Here is a 17,735-nt window from a genome sequence, read left to right on the forward strand (position 1 = left end):
GGGTATGACAGGTGGCGAAAGCCGCCAGGAGCAGGAGCGCGAATCGATGACAGACCGGCCCCGTTTTTTCGACGATCTGACGGGCGTGGCGCAGGGCGCATTGGCGACCCTGGCGGGCCTGCGCGAGGAAACCGAGGCGATGGTGCGCGCCAGGACCGACGATATGATCGAACGGCTGGAACTGGCGCGGCGCGAGGACCTGGAGGCGGTCAAGGACCTCGCCGCCAACGCACGGGCAGGGCAGGAAGCGGCGGAGGCGCGCCTGACGGAGCTGGAAGCCCGCCACGCGGCGCTGGAGGCTCGTTATGCCGCGCTGGCGGAACGGCTGGCGCGGCTGGAAACGCCGGCTCCCGCGACCGGAGTCCCGCCGGATGCGCCGGCAGCCGGCTGAGGCGCAGTGGCTTCCGTCATGGGCGGCTCTTCCCCGCGGATGCGTTATCTGCGAGCGTATCCGCCATGAACGACGCCGTGCAGCCTGACGCGCAATCGATCCATCGTGCCATCGTCACCCTGGACACCCATATCGACATACCGTGGCCCTCCGGCCCCGACCCGTTCCACGACAGCACCCGCAAGGTCGACCTCCCGAAGCTGCATCGGGGCGGGATCAGCGCGGCCTGCCTGGTGGCCTATGTGCCGCAGATGACCCGCACGCCGGCGACCGAGGATGCCGCCTATCTGCGCGCCGTCGCGATGCTGGACCAGATCAACCGGATGGCCGAACAGGATTCGCCGTTCCCGCTGCGCATCTGCGGCAGCGCCGCCGCGATCGAGGCGGCGAAGCGCGACAGCGTCCAGGCCATCGTGCCTTGCGTGGAGAACGGGTTCGTGGTCGGCGCCGATCTCGGCCGCATCGCCGCGCTGCGGGCGCGGGGCGCGGTCTACATGACGCTGACCCATAACGGTCACAACGGACTGGCCGATTCCTGCAATCCGCGCCGCGACCTGGGTGATCGGGAAACCGAGCACGGGGGGCTGTCGGCGTTGGGGAAGGCGGCGATCGCGGCGATGAACCGGGTCGGCATGCTGGTCGACGTCGCCCATACGTCTCGCGACACGATGGTGCAGGCAGCCGAGGAGTCGCGCTCGCCCATCGTCTCCACCCATTCCTGCGTGTCGGCGCTGTGCGATCACTCGCGCAACATGACCGACTGGCAGTTGGACGTGGTCCGCGATGTGAGGGGCGTGGTGCAGATCACGGCGGTGTCGGCCTTCATCAAGCCGAACGCGAAGCCCGAGGAGGTCACGATCGCCGATTTCGTCGACCATATCGACCACGCCGTGCGGCGGATCGGGATCGACTACGTGGGCATTTCGTCGGATTTCGACGGCGGCGGCGGGTTCCGCGACTGGAACGACGCCGGCGACAGCCACAACGTCACCACGGAATTGCTGCGCCGGGGCTATGACCGCGGTGCGCTGGAGAAGCTCTGGGGCGGCAACTTCCTGCGGGTGATGCGGGTGGCGGAGGGTCTTGCGAGGGGCTGACCATGCGCATGGTGACGTTGCCTGGTGGGGAGACGGTTCCGGCCTTAGGGCAGGGGACGTGGTACATGGGGGAGCGGCGCGCCGACGCGGCCAGGGAAGCCGACGCGCTGCGGCTGGGAATCGACCTGGGCATGACGCTGGTCGACACGGCGGAGATGTATGCCAACGGCGGCGCCGAGGCGGTGGTCGCCAAGGCCATCGCCGGCCAGCGGGACAAAGTGTTCGTGGTCAGCAAGGTGCTGCCGTCCAACGCTTCGCGCGCCGGGACCATCGCGGCCTGCGAGCGTAGCCTCCAGCGGCTGGGCACCGACCGGATCGACCTGTACCTGCTGCATTGGCGTGGCGGGCATCGCCTGGCGGAGACGGTCGCCGGCTTCGACGCCCTCCGTTCGGCGGGGAAGATCCGCTATTGGGGCGTTTCCAACCTCGACACCGACGACATGGAGGCGTTGGCGGGCGTGCCCGGCGGCGGGGCCTGTGCGTCCAACCAGGTACTGTACCATGTCGGCAGCCGGGGCATCGAGTATGACCTGTTGCCTTGGTGCACCCGGCGCGGAATCCCGCTGATGGCCTATTCCCCGCTGGGACACGATGTCCGCCGACTGCTGCGGTCGTCGGCCTTGCAGGCGGTGGCGAAGCGGCACGGCGCCACGCCGGCGCAGGTGGCGATTGCCTGGACGATGCGAAGCGGCGTCGTGATGTCGATCCCGAAAGCGTCGGACCCGGCGCATGTGCGGGAGAATGCGGGCGCGGCCGGCCTCGCCTTGACCGACCAGGACCTGGCCGAAATCGACGCGGCCCATCCGCCGCCGCGGTCGAAGACGTCGCTGGATATCCTGTAGCGGCAAGACGTTACGCGAAGGGGTTCACCGTTTCGGCGCGTCGCGGTGCGGCCGGCGTCTTCCACGGCTTCCAGCCGGGCACCACCACCACGATCGGCGACCAGAACAGCCGGAACGAGCGGTTGACCCGGATTTCCATCCGAACGGGCTCGCCATCCGCCGTGTAGCAGATCATGGCGCCGCGGCCTTCATCCGTGACGTCGGACATGACTTGTTCGATTTCAACGTATTGGCTGCCGCGCTTGCCGATCCACATCAGCTTCCATTGGCCCGCGCGGCTATAGGCGTCGTTCGCCGAGTGATACTCGAACTGGCGGTTCCGCTCGTCCTCGATCTTCACGTCGCCGACGCCCGCGGCATAGCCCTTGTGCGATCCGCCGGAGCGTTTGCCCGCGATCCCGAACTGGATCCACGGCGAGGACTTGCGCGGCAGTTGCGCCAGGACAGTGCGCGCGTCCTCGGGATCGAACGTGGTCTCGTCGCCGTAGATCAGCCTGTCGACGGCGGCGGCGACCTGAAAGCGGTCGAACGGGACACTGGGGGACGCGGAAGCCATTGACGGAGCGTTGCCACGACCGGCAACCCGATCGCAAGATCAAACATCGAGCGCTAGTCTACATATTAACATAATATAGATTATGCGGTTTTTGCGCGTGGCCAGGTCGCACCGCGACTGCGGCGTCACGACACCATCCCTTCCGAACCACCCTGCGCGCGATGGTTGCAACAGCCGAACCATACCGGCGATACTCTCACCCCATCGCAGCCCAAAGGCCTTGCGACGTGACACTCCGGACCGTCTCAGCGTTTCTCGTCGCGTGCCTCGCGCTCGGTCCTTTGCGCGGATCGATCAGCGCGCCGTCGCCGAACCTGCCGCGGGCTCCGGTCATCTGGGCCTGGGAGCGGCCCGAGGATCTGCGGTTCGCCGATCCCGACATCACCGTCGCCGTACTGGCCGGCTTCGTCCGGCTGACCGCCGACTCCGTCCAGGCGCGGCCAAGGCTGCAACCGGCCCGTCTGAGCCCCACCCAGCCCGTCATCGGCGTCGTCCATGTCGAGATCGCTCGACCCCGGAAGCCCGCCTGGACAGCGGAACAGCGCGCCAGGACGGCCGCCTTGGTCCTGAGTTTGCTGCAAAATCCGCGCTTCCGTGCCTGGCAGATCGATTTCGAGGTCAGAGCGTCGGAGCGCCATATCCTGTTGGACCTGCTGGGTGACGTCCGCGAACGGATGCCGCCGGGCAAGCGCCTGTCCATGACCGCGTTGGCATCCTGGTGCGACACGGAAACCTGGCTGGAGGCCGCACCGGTGGACGACATCGTCCCCATGCTCTTCCGCATGGGCCCCTCCGGCATACGACTGCGTGCTCGGCTTGCCGCCGGCGGCGACTGGCGCAACCCGCGCTGCCGGACGGCGATCGGCGTTGCCAGCGACACGCCACCGGACGCCCTGCCCCCGGATCGCCAGGTCTGGATGTTCAATCCCCATCCCTGGACCGCCGCCGACCTGATGGCCCTTCGCAACAGGCTCCGCACATGAAACGACTGATCCTCGTCGCGACGCTGGTCCTGGCGCCCGCCGCCGCCATCGCCTCGGGCGGTGGGTTCCCGGTCCCCTGGACGATCGACCCCTATGGCGGCCCGCCGGCGGAACAAGACGCGTTCTACGACGGCCATCCCGGAATCCTGCTGGCCAAGGCGCCCTGGGCCCGGCTGTTCGCCGCCTGGCGCATGCTGCACGGACTGCCGGTCGGGGCCGAAGCCGGGAAGACCCTCGCCGAACCGTGCTGCGGCAGCGGTTGGGGCGGCGCGGATGCCGGGATCAAGGCGTGGACGCAAGCCAGGACGGCAGTGCCCGACGCGCCGAAGATCGACGACACCAGCATCGATCCGTATCGTACCGTCGGCGATTTCGCCGCCGTGCAGACCTGTTTCAACGAGGCGTTCCGCACCGCCGCCACCACGCTGCAAGCCCGCATCGCCGCCCATGGCGTGGCCGACCCGTGGGTGAAAGCCTGGGTCTTGGCGCAGGACGCGGTGTTCGCCGGCTGCAACGGCTCCGACGGCCTGCCGCCGCTGGCCACCGGCGCGCCGGACTGGCTGCGCGCCGACTACGCGTATCAGCAGGCGGCGCTCGCGCTGTATCAGCGTCACTTCAAGGCGGCCGAGGACCAGTTCCTGGCGATCGCCGCCGACACGGCCTCGCCCTGGTCGCCCTATGGTCCGTACCTGGCCGCCCGAGCGGCGGTGACCGCGGCGTTGCCGACGGATGACAAGGTGGCGTTCGCGCATGCCAGGACGCTGCTGGCCGCGCTCGACCCGCCGGATGTGTTCGGCCATGCCGGACAGGCCCGGTTGCTGGGCGCCCTCGCCTTCCGCGACCAGCCCGATGAGCGCCGCAAGGCGCTGGCGGCGGAACTGGCCGGACCGGCGCTACCGCCCACGGTCGCGGCCGATTTCAAGGACTCCCGCCGTCTGGGACAGTCCCCGGCCGGGGAGCCGGCCTATCTCGACTGGATCGCCGTCTTCGGCCGCACGCCGGATAAGCCCGAGGCGCAATGGTTCGACCATTTCCAGGCCGACCAAGTCTGGAAGACCGATGCCGATGCGCTGGCCCATGCCCGGCAGCGCTGGAAGGACACGGGCGACGTCGCTTGGCTGCTGGCGGCGATGATCTGGTCCGGTCCCGGCGATGACGCGGCCGATCTGGTTGCCGCCGCGCGGAAGATCGCCCCGGATCAGCCGGCCTATCTGACCGCGCTCTATCACCGTGTCCGCCTCGCCGGCCCGAAGCCTGACGACCAGGCGGACCTCGATGCCGCGCTCGCCCGCACCGACCTGGCGCTGAGTGACCGCAACCTGCTGCTCGCAGAACGGGTGCTGGCGCTGTCCGACCTGGGCGACCTTGCACGGCTTGGCCCGCGGACCTCGCCCTGCGTCACGCCGGACGATACCGATAAAGGCTGCCTCGTGACCGATTACGGCATGGAGGACCTGCCCTTCTCCACGCTCCGCCCGGATCTGCGTTTCGGTGACGATGCGGCGGCGATCCTGGATCAACTGCCGATCGCCGAGCGGGCGAAGCTGGCGGGGAACGCCGCCCTGCCGCCGGGCCTGGGCTTCGATCTGGCGTTCACCACCTGGGTGCGCGCCGTGCTGACGGGTGACGACGCGACCGCCGACCGGCTGACGCCGCGGCTGAAGGCCGGATTGCCGCAATTGACGAAGGAATGGGACACATACCTGGCCGCCAGGCCGGGGAACGACAAGCGCTTCGCCGCCTGGTTCATCCTGGCGAAGGTGCCGGGCGCGGACGTGGACCTGCGCGGCCCATACACGAGGCCCCAAGGGGCGGTCGCCGACTTCGACGGCCACTGGCGCAACTGGCTCTACGCGCCCGCCGGCGCGAAGTCCGTGGGGCCGGCAGCGATCGACGGCGATATCGTCTGCTACGGACTCTGCGGCCAGGGTGCCTTCCCGGTCGCCATGCCGGCGCCGGTCGCGGCGATGGCCGATCGCGCGGCGGCGGAACGCGGCCGTTTCATGCCGGCGGACGCTGCCAAGGCGGGATCGGTGTGGGAGGATGTGCTGGCCTATGTGAAGGCCCACGCCGCCGATCCGCGCTCACCCGAGGCGCTGTATTGGGTGGTCCGGGTCAGCCGGTTCGGCACCGGGCACAACCGGTCGTCGTACCGCGCCTTCATGCTGCTGCATGAGCGATACAAGAACTCGTCCTGGGCCAAGGAAACTAAATATTTTTACGACTGACCGCTGACCCCGGTCCGGGGGCGCCCAAAGGGCCGCCACGGGCCGGCCGGTCTTGCGCCGGGGCCGGACCTCTCGTATCCGCGTGGCATGTCCGATCCCGCGCTGTCGGCCGAAGCCGAACTTCGTCGCCTGCTGACGATCATGCAGGCCTTGCGTGACCCCGCGACCGGGTGTCCCTGGGACAAGGTGCAGGATTTCGACAGCATCGCGCCCTATACGATCGAGGAAGCATACGAGGTCGCCGACGCTATCGCCCAGCGGGACTTCACCGCCCTGCCCGATGAACTGGGCGACCTGCTGTTCCAGGTCGTCTACCACGCCCGGATGGCCGAGGAAGCCGGCCTGTTCGGCTTTGCCGACGTGGCAAAATGCATCAATGACAAGATGATACGCCGCCATCCGCATGTGTTCGGCGATGCCGCCGCGCGCGACGCCGCCCAGCAGACGGAGGCCTGGGAAGCCGGCAAATCGCAAGAGCGTGCGACCCGCCAGCAGACCGGCGCATTGGCTGGCGTGCCGGTCGGCCTCCCTGCCCTGACCCGTGCGGCGAAGCTGACCAAGCGTGCCGCCAGGGTCGGGTTCGACTGGCCCGATGTTGAGCAGGTCCTGGATAAGCTTGATGAAGAAATTCAGGAGCTTCGCGCGGAACTCTCGGATGCCGATCCAGCCCGCCTGACCGATGAGGTCGGCGACCTGCTGTTCGTGCTGGCGAACCTCGCGCGGAAGCTCGACCTGGACCCGGAGACCTGCCTGCGTCACGCCAATGAGAAATTCTGTCGTCGATTCAATGCGATGGAGCAATTGGTCGAGGCGAAGGGCACGACGTTGGCGGACAGCAGCCTGGCGACGATGGAAGACGCCTGGCAAGCCGTGAAGGCAGCTGAAAAGAAACCGCTATAACAATCGTCTAAGAGGAATTCTGAGAATGGCATCAGAGGATTACCAGCTCGACATCCTGGTCCAGGGCTATCCCGGCAAATCCGTCTGCCACGGCGGCCTGGGCTGGAGCACGATCGTCCTGCTGCGTGGCAACGGCCGCGTCGCGCTGATCGACTGCGGCACCTTCAGCCACCGCAACAACCTGATCAACGGCTTGAAGCGCCACGGCCTGACGCCCGCCGAGGTGACGGACGTCGTGCTGACCCACTCGCATTTCGACCATTCGATCAACTGGGTGATGTTCCCCAAGGCGACGATCTGGATCGGGCAGGAGGAACTCGACTGGTCGGTGCGGGAGCCTTGGGGCCTGACGCCGGTGCCTGAGTTGTACGTGCGGGAACTGGCGGGCTCGCCGCAATTGCGGCGGATCCGGCATGGCGAGACGGTGCTGCCCGGCATGACCGCCTACGACGCGCCCGGCCACACGCCCGGCCACCTGATCTTCTACCTGACCGGCAACGCGCGCGACGTGCTGTTCACCGGCGACGCGGCGAAGAACCGGGTGGAACTGCTGACGCGGCAGGCGGACATGACGTACGACGCTTCGGTCACCGCCCGCTCGATCGAAAGCATGTGGACGCTCTGGCGCAAGCGCCCCGGCACGCTGCTGGTTCCGGGCCACGACCTGCCCATGGTGCTGGAAGACGACAAGCCGGTCTTCGTCGGCAAGCGCGAGGCCGCCATCGAATCCTGGTTCGAGGACGCGCTGGAAAGGACGACCCGGTTCGAGCTGGTGCTGTGACGGCAGGCGGGCCCGGGCGGCGCCTGCCCGCCATGGCTGCAGTGGCGCCGATGCCTCCCCTTCGACCGGGTCCCTGTTAAGAATTTATAAACCTTCCGCCGCCTACGCTTGCAGGCATGGACCTGACCGTCTGCATCTGCACCACCGACCGGCCGCGCTATGTGCGGGATTGCCTGCGCGGACTCGCCCGACAGACCGTTCCGCGCCAGCGCTTCGCCTTACTGATCGTCGACAGCGCCTCCGCCGACCGGACCGAACTGGCCGCGCTGGCGGACGAGCATGATGCGCGCCTGGTCCGGGTCGAGCGTCCCGGCGTCAGCCTCGCACGCAACGCCGGCGCCTGGGCGGCGAGGAGCCGCTATATCGCTTATATCGACGACGACGCGATCCCGGAGCCGAACTGGATCGAATCGATCCTGGCCTCGCTGCGCAAGCCGGGGCCGCCGCCGGCCCTGATCGGCGGCCGCATCCTGCCGAAATGGGAAGCGCCGTTGCCCCGCTGGTGGCCATCCTCCCTGCGGGGCGTCCTGTCGATTATCGAACATGAGGGCGAAGGCGAGTATCGCACGGACGCGGTGCCCCCCAAGCTGGAGCCGTACGGCGCCAACATGGTGGTCAACGTCCTGTCGCTGCTGGCCGCCGGCGGCTTCGGGTCCAGCGTCGGGCGCTACGGCGACACGCTGCTGTCCGATGAGGAAGTCCAACTCGCCTGGTCGCTTCAGGACGCGGGCTATTCGGTCCGCTACGACTCCCGGATCGTGGTCTACCATCAGATCCAGGCGCGCCGCCTGTGCCCGGAATGGCTGTTGAGCCGGCTGTATTGGCAGGGTGCCTCCACCGTGCTGACCCGCCGGCTGCTGCAAGACCCGGCCTCGGTCTGGCGGGAGCTGCCCCGGCGGCTGGCAGTGGCCTGTCTGCTGGCGCCCGCCATGCTGGTCCCCCGACGCTCCACGCGGCTGCTCGCGGCCCGGTGGCGGCTGGCCTATGCCACGGGCTTCATCCGCGCCGCCCTGGGCTGGCAAGCCGCCGCTGCCGCGGAAACCCAGGCTCGGTTGCCGGCCACGGCGTAACCGCGGCGCCCTGTTTCGCGCGATGGGTCGGGTAAGGCCTGGCAGTAATGCAGTTTCGCATTATATTGAGCCCGATCACGAGGGATGTCGGTCATGACGACATTGACAGTCACCGCGCGGGGTCAGGTCACCTTCCGCAAGGACGTGCTCCGGCACCTGGGCATCCAGCCCGGTGAAAAGATCGAACTGGACTTGCTGCCCGATGGGCGGGCAGAGCTGAAAGCAGCCCGGCGGAAAGGCACCTTTCACGACCTGCACGGCTTCCTGAAGGGCAAAACCAATGGCCGGGTGCTCTCCGTCGAAGAGATCAACGACGCCATCTCCGAGGCGGGTGCCGAAGCCGGTATGGGAACGGACCGCGGATGAAAGTGACAGCCGATACGAACGTGCTGTTGCGCGCTTGCGTGGCCGACGATGCCGAACAGGCCAGGGCTGCCGTGGCCTGCCTGGCCAGCGCGGAGCAAGTGGTCGTGAGCTTGCAAGCCTTATGGGAGTTCGCGTGGGTGTTGCGCCGCCAATACAAGACCGGTCGGTCGGACGTAGCAGCCGCGATTCGGGCGCTGCTGGACACGGAAAACGTGTTGGTCAATTGCCCGGGTGCCGAGGCGGGGTTGGCCGTGCTTGAAGCCGGCGGCGATTTCGCGGACGGCATCATCGCTTTCGAGGGGAATTGGCAGGGCGCGGACACCTTTGTGTCCTTCGACAAGAACGCCGTCACCCTGTTGGCCAGCCAGGGCATACGCACGCAGCTTCTGACCTGAACGTTAGACTGGCCTGAACGTGGGGCACGGGCCGCTTGGCGCAATTCCCCCGCGCTGTGCGGCGATCGCGCTTGCGACACGCGCGCGATTCCGCCTACCAGTTACCGGTGGCGGGCTGCGAAGCCGGCCAGGTCGTCGGAACAGGTAGTCCGATCCGATATCGGTGCGCGGGAGCGATCGACACAAGATGACGTCATCTCCTTTCGTCGATTTGCTGCCTCGGTTGCCGCTCGCGGCTCGGTCGTTGCTGCATGTGGGCTGCGGCGACGGCGAACTGGGACGGCATTACCGTCCCATGAACCCGACGATCCGCCTGCTGGGCATCGAAAGCGACCGTGCCCGGGCGGAACAGGCAGCCGTCGGATTCAACGCCATCGCGGTCGGCGACATCGAAGCCACGCCCCTGCCCTTCAACGAACCCGACGGCATCGACTGTCTGCTCTATGACGGAATCCTGGAACGGCTGAGCGATCCCTGGCGCCTCGTCGCGGCCCAGGCCTCCATGCTGACGCCGGACGGCGTCGTCGTCATGACGCTGCCCAACCCCGGCTCCTGGCAGGTGCTCGACGGCGTGCTGCACGGGCGGATGGAGGCCGAACTGCTGTCCCCGCCGGCGGGCTTCACGGTCGAGGCGGTGACGCGACATCTTTCGCGCATCGGCCTGGTCCCCTGCGACATCATGGAGTGTCAGGTCAGCCGGACATTCGCCGAACCGTTCCTGGCGGCGATGGCGCCGGCGCTGGCCAACCTGGGTATCGACCCCGAGACCTTCGCCAAGCGTGCCAGCGCGGGACGGCTGATCTGGCGCGCGCGCAAGGAGCCGCGGCAGCGTATGTTCCTGCGCGGCAACATGCTGGCGCCGGTCGGCGGCGTCTCCCATGTCCGTGTCGTGTATCCGCTGCGCGCGATGGCCACCGACCCGTCGGTCATCACAGAGGTCACCGACGTGATCGATACGCGGCCGCCACAGGACGACGCACCGCGCATCTTCGTGCTGCACCGCCCGGCGCTGAGCGGCGAGCAAGGGTTCAAGTTGCTGGAGACGTTGACCCAGGGCGGGAACCTGCTGGTCACCGAGTTCGACGACCACCCCGACTTCTTTCCGATGATGCAGCGCGGCGGCGCCTTGTCGTTCCAGGGCGCGCACGCGGTCCAGACCAGCACGCCGGCGCTGGCCGAGGTGCTGCGGCGCCACAACCCGGAGGTCGCGGTCTTCCCCAACGCGATGGTCAGCCTGCCCGAAATCCGCAACTACACCCAGCCCGATACGATCACGGTGTTCTTCGGCGCGTTGAACCGCGAGGACGATTGGGAACCGCTGATGCCGGTGATCAACGAAGTCGCGGCCCTGGCCGGGGAGCGGCTGCGTTTCCAGGTGATCCACGACCAGGGCTTCTTCGATGCCCTGGACGTGGTCCACAAGGAATTCACCCCGACCTGCGACTATGAGACCTATCTGCAGATCCTGGGGAATTGCGAAGTCTCGTTCATGCCGCTGAGCGACACGCCGTTCAACCGCACCAAGTCCGACCTGAAATTCATCGAGGCTGCCGCCTGCCGCGCTACGCCCCTGGCAAGCCCGATCGTCTACGCCGACAGCGTCGAGCACACCCGTACCGGCCTGCTGTTCGCAAGCCCGGACGAGCTGCGGACCCAGCTGCTGCGCATCCTGGCGCTGCCGGAGAACGCGAAGGCGATCGCCAACACGGCGCGCGAACATGTGGCCAGGAACCGGATGCTGGCCTATCAGGTGGCGCCGCGGATCGCCTGGTACCGGTCGCTGTGGGAACGGCGGGAAAGCCTGTTCGCCGCCCAGCGGGAACGGGTCCGCGCCTATTACGACAAGGCGGCCTGACGCCTCAGCTTCCCCGATAGGTCGAGTAGGTCCAGGCGTTCAGCAGCAAGGGGATATGATAGTGCCCCTCGGGTTCGGCCACGCCGAAACGGACCGGGATGACGTCATACCAGGGCGGGTCCGTCACATTGGGCCAGCCGGCGTAGTAGTCCTCCACATGGAACCGCAGCTCGTAGCGGCCCATCCGCAGTGGTTCGCCGTGCAGCAGTGGTTCGTCCGTCCGGCCGTCTTGGTTGGTGATCCCGTCCTTGATCAGCACACCCTCGCGGAACAGCTCGATCCGGATACCTTCGGCGGCCTTGCCGCGGGCGGTGTCGAGCACGTGGGTCGACAAATGTCCCGCCACGCGCGGCTTTCCCGGGCCCGAGACGCGATCGACGAGGCGAAGCCGGGTGATGAAGCCGATTTCCCGCAGCGCGGCCGCGATCTCCTCGGTCTTGGTGTTGGCCAGCCGCTGTTCCAGCCCGCGCAGCACGAACGGCGGCGTCATGCGCCGGACGCAGGTGATGAAAGGGATGCCGAACCGGGCCTCATAGTCGGCTGACCCCGTCTCGAAACGCGCCAGCGATCCACCCAGGGCGTCCATGCCCAGCCCCCCTTGCTCCGACCGGGACTCCGCCGTCAGCGCCGGGTCGGTCATCGCTTTCGGCGACAAAGGCGGATGGCCACGCAGGAATTCGAGCTGCACGTCTTCCTCGGCGGTCTCCACCGCCCGCATCAACGCGGCGTGCAGGGCCGCAACGGTCTCGAACGGCCGCGCCCCGGCGGCGGTCGCCGCGACCCAGGGCGCGTGCTCGAATACGCCGGCCAGGGCGGCGACGAAGTCCGTATCCGGCATGGCGTTGAGCTGGTCGAGCGTGTGCATGGGCAAGCTCCGGTCACAGGCAGCGGGACAGGCAGGTTCTAACCTGCCGGCCACGCATCGGCCCAGGGATGCGCGGCCTCGTATTGAAGACCGAGCGCCAGCAGGGCTGCATCGGCGCCGTACGGGCCGACAAGCTGGAAGCCGATCGGCAGCCCGGCCGCGGACCGTTCGCATGGCAGCGCAAGACCCGGCAGGCCCCCGGCGTTGGCGAAGGCCGTGAACACCGCATGGCCCCTCGGTCCCACCGGTTGGCCGGCGATGACGGGCGGATGCGATTCGGTCTTCGGCCAGGGCAGCGCCGCGGCCGACGGGGTCATCAGGACGTCCGTCGTTTCGAAGAACACCGACATCGTCCGCCGCAGCCGCCCGACGTCATCCAGGGCCTGGAACAGGTCGGCCGCCGGCATCGCGGCACCCCTTTCCGCGGTCTGCTGCAGGATCGCAGCGGCAGGGGACGCCTGCCGTTCCCGCATCAGCCAGGCCAGCCCGGCGGCGCTGACGGTGGATTGGATCAGCGCCACCTCGTCCGGATCGAAGGGCGGCGGCCCCTCGCTGACCTCATGACCGAGATCGGCCATGTGCCGGGCGGCAGCGGCCACGCTGGCGGCGATCTCCGGATCGACCGGATGAGCGCCGAAGCGTGGGACATACAGGATGCGGGACGGCCGCGCCGGAGGCATCGCGCCAAGATCCGGCAGCATCCGGCTGGCCGGATCGCGCGCATCCCGTGCCGCCAGCGCTCGGGTCACCGTCCAGATGTCGCCGACCGTCCGCGCGATGGGGCCGATCACCTCGAAATCGAGCAGGATGGCCGGCAATCCGTCACAGCGCGGGATACGTCCCGGCGTCGGCTTCAGGCCGACGAGGCCGGTATGGGACGCCGGCCGGCGGATCGACCCGCCCCCATCGGTGCCAAGCGCGACCGGACCGATGCCGGCGGCAACCGCCGAAACCGCACCGCCCGAGGAACCGCCGGGTGTCAGCGCGGGGTTCCACGGATTGCCCGTGGGACCGAACAGCGTGTTGTCGGTATAGCCCATCAGGGTGAGTTCGGGGACGTTGGTCTTGCCGACCAGCACCGCGCCGCCGGCCAGCATCCGGGCAACGGGCAGTTCGTCGCGCTCGCCCTGGAAGTCGCGGAACACCGGGCAGCCCCAACGGGTCGGCAGCGCGGCGGTGACGATGTTGTCCTTGACGGTGAACGGGATGCCGTCCAACGCGCCGAGCGGGGCGTTGCTGCGCCAGCGGGCCGCGCTGGCCTCGGCCTGACGGCGAGCCGCTGCAGGGTCGGTGGCGATGACGGCGTTCAGGGCCGGGTTGACGGCGTCCAGTCGCGCCAGGACCGCGTCCAGCACGTCCACCGGCGTCACGGAACCCGCAGCGTACGCAGCGATCAAGGACGTGGCGGATGCGCGATGCCAGGCCGTCATCTCGCCGATGGTGATCGAACTGATGAACAGCGTGTCAGGCTGCGCGGGCCGGATCCACTCCATCGCCCAGGGCGCGCACCCCCGGGCCTCCGACATGTTGCGATCGCGTGCGCCGTCAAGAATCAGGGTCCAGGTCGCGCGCGACGTCCGGCCGGCTCATTAGCTTTTCGATCTTCATCGCGTAGTCCAGCGACGTATCCGGCTCGAACACCAGGTCCGGCGCGCTGCGCAGCCGCAACGCCTGCGCCACCTGCCCCCGCAGATATGGCGTCGCCCGGCTCAGCGCCGGGATCAGCACCTGCACGTCGGACCGGCCGAGGCGGGAGATGAACGCCGTGGCCCGCTTCAGGTCGGGGGCGATCCGGACTTCGGTGACGGTGATCTGGGCGGCGGCCAGGTCGGGGTCGCGAAACTCGTGCCGGGAGAAGATGCCGGCCAGCACGTGGCGGATTTCCTCCGCCACGCGCAGTTGCCGTTGAGAAGGTCCCGCGTGGGCTGGCTTCCTCAAGCCGGGACCATCTCGGTTTCGAAGCACTCGACGACGTCGCCTTCTTCCAGGTCGTGGAAGTTGGCGAAGGACAGGCCGCATTCATAGCCGCGAGCCACTTCGCGGACGTCGTCCTTGAAGCGCTTGAGCTGCGACAGTTCCCCGGTGTGGATCACCACGTTGTCGCGCAGCACGCGCACGCCGGCACCGCGCTTGACCACGCCTTCGGTGATGTAGCAGCCGGCGACCTTGCCGGTCTTGGTGATGTTGAACACCTTGCGGACCTCGGCATAGCCCAGGAACTTCTCGCGTTCCTTCGGCGCGACCTTGCCCTTGACCAGCTTTTCGACGTCGTCGGCGACTTCGTAGATGATCGAGAAATAGCGGATATCCACGCCTTCCCGCTGCGCCAGGTCGCGTGCCTGCGACGTCGCGCGGACGTTGAAGGCGATGATGATCGCGCTGGACGCCTTCGCAAGCTGGATGTCGGATTCGGTGATCTGGCCGACGCCGGCCAGCAGCACGCGGACCTTGACCTCCTCGTGGGCCAGCTTCAGCACCGTGGCCTGGATCGCCTCGGCGCTGCCCTGCACGTCGGCCTTGATCAGGACGGCGACTTCCTTCTGCTCGCCGGCCTGGATACGCGCCAGCATCTGGTCCAGCGTGCCGCGGGCGCCGGCGGCGAGGCCGGCCATCTTCTCGCGCTGGCGACGGACGCGGAACTCGGTGATCTCGCGGGCGCGGCCTTCGTTTTCCACCACGACGAAGGGTTCGCCGGCCGATGGCGCGCCGCTCAGGCCCAGCAACTCGACCGGCATGGAGGGGCCGGCTTCCTTCAACTGACGGCCCTTGTCGTCCAGCATCGCACGCACGCGGCCCCATTCGGCGCCGGCTACGACGATATCGCCCTGATCCAGCGTGCCGCGCTGCACCAGCACCGTGCCAACCGGACCGCGTCCGCGATCCAGGCGGCTTTCGATCACCGTGCCCTCGGCGCTGCGGCGCGGATTGGCCTTCAGGTCGAGGATTTCCGCTTGCAGCAGGATCGCCTCTTCCAGCTTGTCCAGGCCCTGCTTCTTCAGCGCCGAGACCTCGACGTCCTGCGTCTCGCCGCCCATCGCCTCGACCACGATCTCGTGCGACAGCAGTTCCTGGCGCACGCGGTTCGGGTTGGCGTCGGGTTTGTCCATCTTGTTGATGGCGACGATGATCGGCGCGTTGGCGGCCTTGGCGTGCTTGATCGCCTCGATCGTCTGCGGCATCACGCCGTCGTCGGCCGCGACCACCAGGACGACGATGTCGGTGACCGACGCGCCGCGCATGCGCATGGCGGTGAACGCCTCATGGCCTGGCGTGTCGATGAAGGTGATCCGGTCGCCGGTCGAAACCGTGACCTGGTACGCACCGATATGCTGGGTGATCCCGCCCGCTTCACCGGCTGCCACATCGGTCGAGCGCAGCGCATCCAGCAGCGAGGTCTTGCCGTGGTCGACATGGCCCATGATGGTCACGACAGGCGGACGCGCCTCCAGGTCGATATCCTCGTCGGCCGCGCCTTCCAGGCCAAGCTCGACGTCGGATTCCGACACGCGGCGCACGCGGTGGCCGAATTCCTGCACCACCAGTTCCGCCGTGTCCGCGTCCAGCGACTGGGTGATCGTCGCCATCACGCCCAGGCGCATCAGGGTCTTGATGACCTCCGGCGCACGCGTGGCCATGCGGTTGGCGAGTTCCTGCACCGTGATCTGTTCCGGCAGCACGACGTCGCGCACCACTTTCACCTGATCCGAACGCAGGCGGTCGAGTTCCGCCTGGCGACGCTCGCGCTCGCGCTGCCGCCGGACCGAGGCCAGCGAGCGGACCTTCTCGTCCTCGCCCTCGATAGCGGCCTGAACGTCGATGCGGCCGGCGCGGCGGCGGTCGTCGCTCCCCTTCTTCGGCTGCACCATCGGCGGCTTGCGGCCGGGCACGCCGCCCGTGCCGGGACGCCGGACCGGACGCGCTTCTTCGTCGTCCTCGGGCCGCGTGCCGCGGAGACGCAAGGTTTCGGTAGCCGAACCGGGCGTGGCGGCCTGCGTAGGCGCCGCCTGCCGGTTCTGCGGCTGTCCCTGGCCCTGTTGCGGCTGCCGCGCGGTGGCGGGCGGCTGCGGCTGGGGACGCTGGCCGGGCGCCCGCGCTTCGACCTGAGCCGTGCCGGTCGGCGCGGCTGTCGCCTGGCCGGTCTCGGCCTGCGCTTGCGCGGCCTGCTGGGCCGCTTCCTCGGTGGCGCGCGCTTCGGCCTCCGCAGCTTCGCGTTCGGCCGCGAGCCGTTCCTCTTCCTCGGCCGCCTTCTTGGCCTCGGCCTCGCGCCGGCGGGCTTCCTCAGCGGCGGACAGGATGGAGATCTTCTCCTGCTCGCGCCGTTCCGCTTCACGCCGAGCGGCGTCGCGCTGCTGCTCGACCAGCGCACGCTGGCGGGCGGCGAGTTCCGTCGCGGTCAGCGCGCGGCCGGCGCCGGGCGCGGGGCGCCCCGGCTGGGCCGGAGGACGCGGCGCGGGTGGGCTGCCGCCACCCGTCTGCGGGGGGGGCGCGGATGGCGCCCCGGCAGGCGCACCCTGCCCCGGTACAGGCGCACGCTTCTTGCGCACTTCCACTTGCACGACTTTTGACCGGCCATGGCTGAAACTTTGCCGAACCGATCCCGCGTCAACGGTCCGCCCAAGTTCGAGCCGCCCTGCGGGACGCAGGGAGAGCCGGCCCTTGCCACCGTCCTGATCGTTGCTTTCGCTCATATCTACTCGTCAGTACTCGCTACTTCGTTCATCGGAGCATTTTGCTGCTCCGTGGTCCTATTGGACCGCTTCGTCAACCCTGATAGCCGTCCCGCGTCCATCGCGAGCGAATCAGCCAATTTTCCTGGCGCGATCGCCACATGCACCACGTAGTCACGACCAAAGACCCTCCCAAGGTCCGCACCCGGGAGAGGATCAACCACCACCAGCCGCGACGTCTGGTCCGCGCCCGCCGCGGAGAGGAACCGCGCACGTTCCGCCGGACTGCCGTCGGCTGCCTGCACCAAAAGCCCGGCTCGGCCTGACCGGACCAAGTCCCTGGCCTTTTCGAACCCGGCAACCGCCTGCCCGGCACGCCGCGCCAGACCCAGCGAGGCCGTTATCCGTTGTTCCAAGCCCATCCGCAGAAGGCCAGGCAAATCCGCCGGCACCGTCACCGGACCGCGTGCCGCTCGGGAAAAAGCCCGAAGCAGGGCCTTGTCCGCGACGACCCGACCGGGCCGGGTCCCATGCCTTGAAATCTTGGCCGGGGCTTCCTGCTGAGCCTCCTCTGGTCCCTTCATTTTGGCGTTCGTCACGCCAGCGCGCCCAGACCCCAACGTCGATCCCGACTCTATCACATCCCAAGATGCGCTCAACCACATTCCCCGTCCGGGCAGCTTTGCGGCCAAGTCAGGCACGACCTGGCGATCGGGACCGAGGACGAAACGAATCATCC

General features: G+C 68.4%; 17 protein-coding genes. 11 read left to right on the plus strand and 6 right to left on the minus strand.

Annotation, left to right across the window (positions count from 1 at the left end):
* Positions 1–46: 46 nt before the first annotated feature.
* The 3 genes from VHB27_RS05090 to VHB27_RS05100 all read left to right on the plus strand — a co-directional run bounded on the left by VHB27_RS05090 (position 47) and on the right by VHB27_RS05100 (position 2,330).
* Positions 47–391: an accessory factor UbiK family protein gene (locus VHB27_RS05090; RefSeq protein WP_325597852.1), complete on the plus strand. Its 345-nt coding sequence runs from the start codon at positions 47–49 to the stop codon at positions 389–391.
* Between the two features lie 65 nt (positions 392–456).
* Positions 457–1,488, plus strand: a complete 1,032-nt coding sequence (locus tag VHB27_RS05095; RefSeq protein WP_325597854.1) for a dipeptidase — start codon at positions 457–459, stop codon at positions 1,486–1,488.
* 2 nt (positions 1,489–1,490) lie between these two features.
* Positions 1,491–2,330, plus strand: coding sequence for an aldo/keto reductase (locus tag VHB27_RS05100; protein ID WP_325597856.1), 840 nt, complete (start codon positions 1,491–1,493; stop codon positions 2,328–2,330).
* Positions 2,331–2,340: 10 nt separating this feature from the next.
* Here the strand turns inward: VHB27_RS05100 and VHB27_RS05105 are convergent, their stop codons facing one another.
* Positions 2,341–2,886: a hypothetical protein gene (locus VHB27_RS05105; RefSeq protein ID WP_325597858.1), complete on the minus strand. Its 546-nt coding sequence runs from the start codon at positions 2,884–2,886 to the stop codon at positions 2,341–2,343.
* 227 nt (positions 2,887–3,113) lie between these two features.
* On the opposite strand from VHB27_RS05105, the gene VHB27_RS05110 reads away from it, so the two are divergent.
* From VHB27_RS05110 to VHB27_RS05145, 8 genes are all read left to right on the plus strand, one after another.
* Positions 3,114–3,869: a hypothetical protein gene (locus VHB27_RS05110; RefSeq protein WP_325597860.1), complete on the plus strand. Its 756-nt coding sequence runs from the start codon at positions 3,114–3,116 to the stop codon at positions 3,867–3,869.
* The gene (locus VHB27_RS05115; RefSeq protein WP_325597862.1) at positions 3,866–6,097 is read left to right on the plus strand and encodes a hypothetical protein; all 2,232 of its coding nucleotides are present in this window, start codon (positions 3,866–3,868) and stop codon (positions 6,095–6,097) included. The genes VHB27_RS05110 and VHB27_RS05115 overlap by 4 nt, the downstream gene beginning before the upstream one ends.
* Before the next feature lie 87 nt (positions 6,098–6,184).
* On the plus strand, positions 6,185–6,997 hold the full coding sequence (gene mazG / locus VHB27_RS05120; protein WP_325597864.1) for a nucleoside triphosphate pyrophosphohydrolase: 813 nt from the start codon (positions 6,185–6,187) through the stop codon (positions 6,995–6,997).
* A gap of 25 nt (positions 6,998–7,022) precedes the next feature.
* Positions 7,023–7,778, plus strand: coding sequence for an MBL fold metallo-hydrolase (locus tag VHB27_RS05125; RefSeq protein WP_325597866.1), 756 nt, complete (start codon positions 7,023–7,025; stop codon positions 7,776–7,778).
* Positions 7,779–7,894: 116 nt separating this feature from the next.
* The gene (locus VHB27_RS05130) at positions 7,895–8,848 is read left to right on the plus strand and encodes a glycosyltransferase family 2 protein (RefSeq protein ID WP_325597868.1); all 954 of its coding nucleotides are present in this window, start codon (positions 7,895–7,897) and stop codon (positions 8,846–8,848) included.
* Between the two features lie 93 nt (positions 8,849–8,941).
* Positions 8,942–9,214: an AbrB/MazE/SpoVT family DNA-binding domain-containing protein gene (locus VHB27_RS05135; protein ID WP_325597870.1), complete on the plus strand. Its 273-nt coding sequence runs from the start codon at positions 8,942–8,944 to the stop codon at positions 9,212–9,214.
* Positions 9,211–9,609: a type II toxin-antitoxin system VapC family toxin gene (locus tag VHB27_RS05140; protein WP_325597872.1), complete on the plus strand. Its 399-nt coding sequence runs from the start codon at positions 9,211–9,213 to the stop codon at positions 9,607–9,609. The genes VHB27_RS05135 and VHB27_RS05140 overlap by 4 nt, the downstream gene beginning before the upstream one ends.
* A gap of 187 nt (positions 9,610–9,796) precedes the next feature.
* Complete coding sequence (locus tag VHB27_RS05145; RefSeq protein ID WP_325597874.1) at positions 9,797–11,464, plus strand: glycosyltransferase family protein; 1,668 nt, start codon at positions 9,797–9,799, stop codon at positions 11,462–11,464.
* A 4-nt stretch (positions 11,465–11,468) separates the two neighbouring features.
* Here VHB27_RS05145 and uraD read toward each other — a convergent pair whose 3' ends face one another.
* From uraD to VHB27_RS05170, 5 genes are all read right to left on the minus strand, one after another.
* A complete protein-coding gene (uraD, locus tag VHB27_RS05150; protein WP_325597875.1) occupies positions 11,469–12,329 on the minus strand; it encodes a 2-oxo-4-hydroxy-4-carboxy-5-ureidoimidazoline decarboxylase in 861 nt (286 codons plus the stop codon).
* Positions 12,330–12,367: 38 nt separating this feature from the next.
* A complete protein-coding gene (locus VHB27_RS05155; protein WP_325597877.1) occupies positions 12,368–13,855 on the minus strand; it encodes an amidase in 1,488 nt (495 codons plus the stop codon).
* Positions 13,856–13,874: 19 nt separating this feature from the next.
* Positions 13,875–14,348: a 30S ribosome-binding factor RbfA gene (gene rbfA, locus VHB27_RS05160; RefSeq protein ID WP_408903974.1), complete on the minus strand. Its 474-nt coding sequence runs from the start codon at positions 14,346–14,348 to the stop codon at positions 13,875–13,877.
* Positions 14,264–17,017, minus strand: coding sequence for a translation initiation factor IF-2 (gene infB / locus VHB27_RS05165; protein WP_325597881.1), 2,754 nt, complete (start codon positions 17,015–17,017; stop codon positions 14,264–14,266). Before infB ends, rbfA begins: the two co-directional genes overlap by 85 nt.
* Before the next feature lie 2 nt (positions 17,018–17,019).
* The coding region (locus VHB27_RS05170; RefSeq protein WP_325597883.1) for a DUF448 domain-containing protein at positions 17,020–17,735 on the minus strand (716 nt) is incomplete at its 5' end.

The sequence above is a fragment of the Rhodopila sp. genome (genome assembly GCF_035548235.1).
Lineage (GTDB): Bacteria > Pseudomonadota > Alphaproteobacteria > Acetobacterales > Acetobacteraceae > Rhodopila.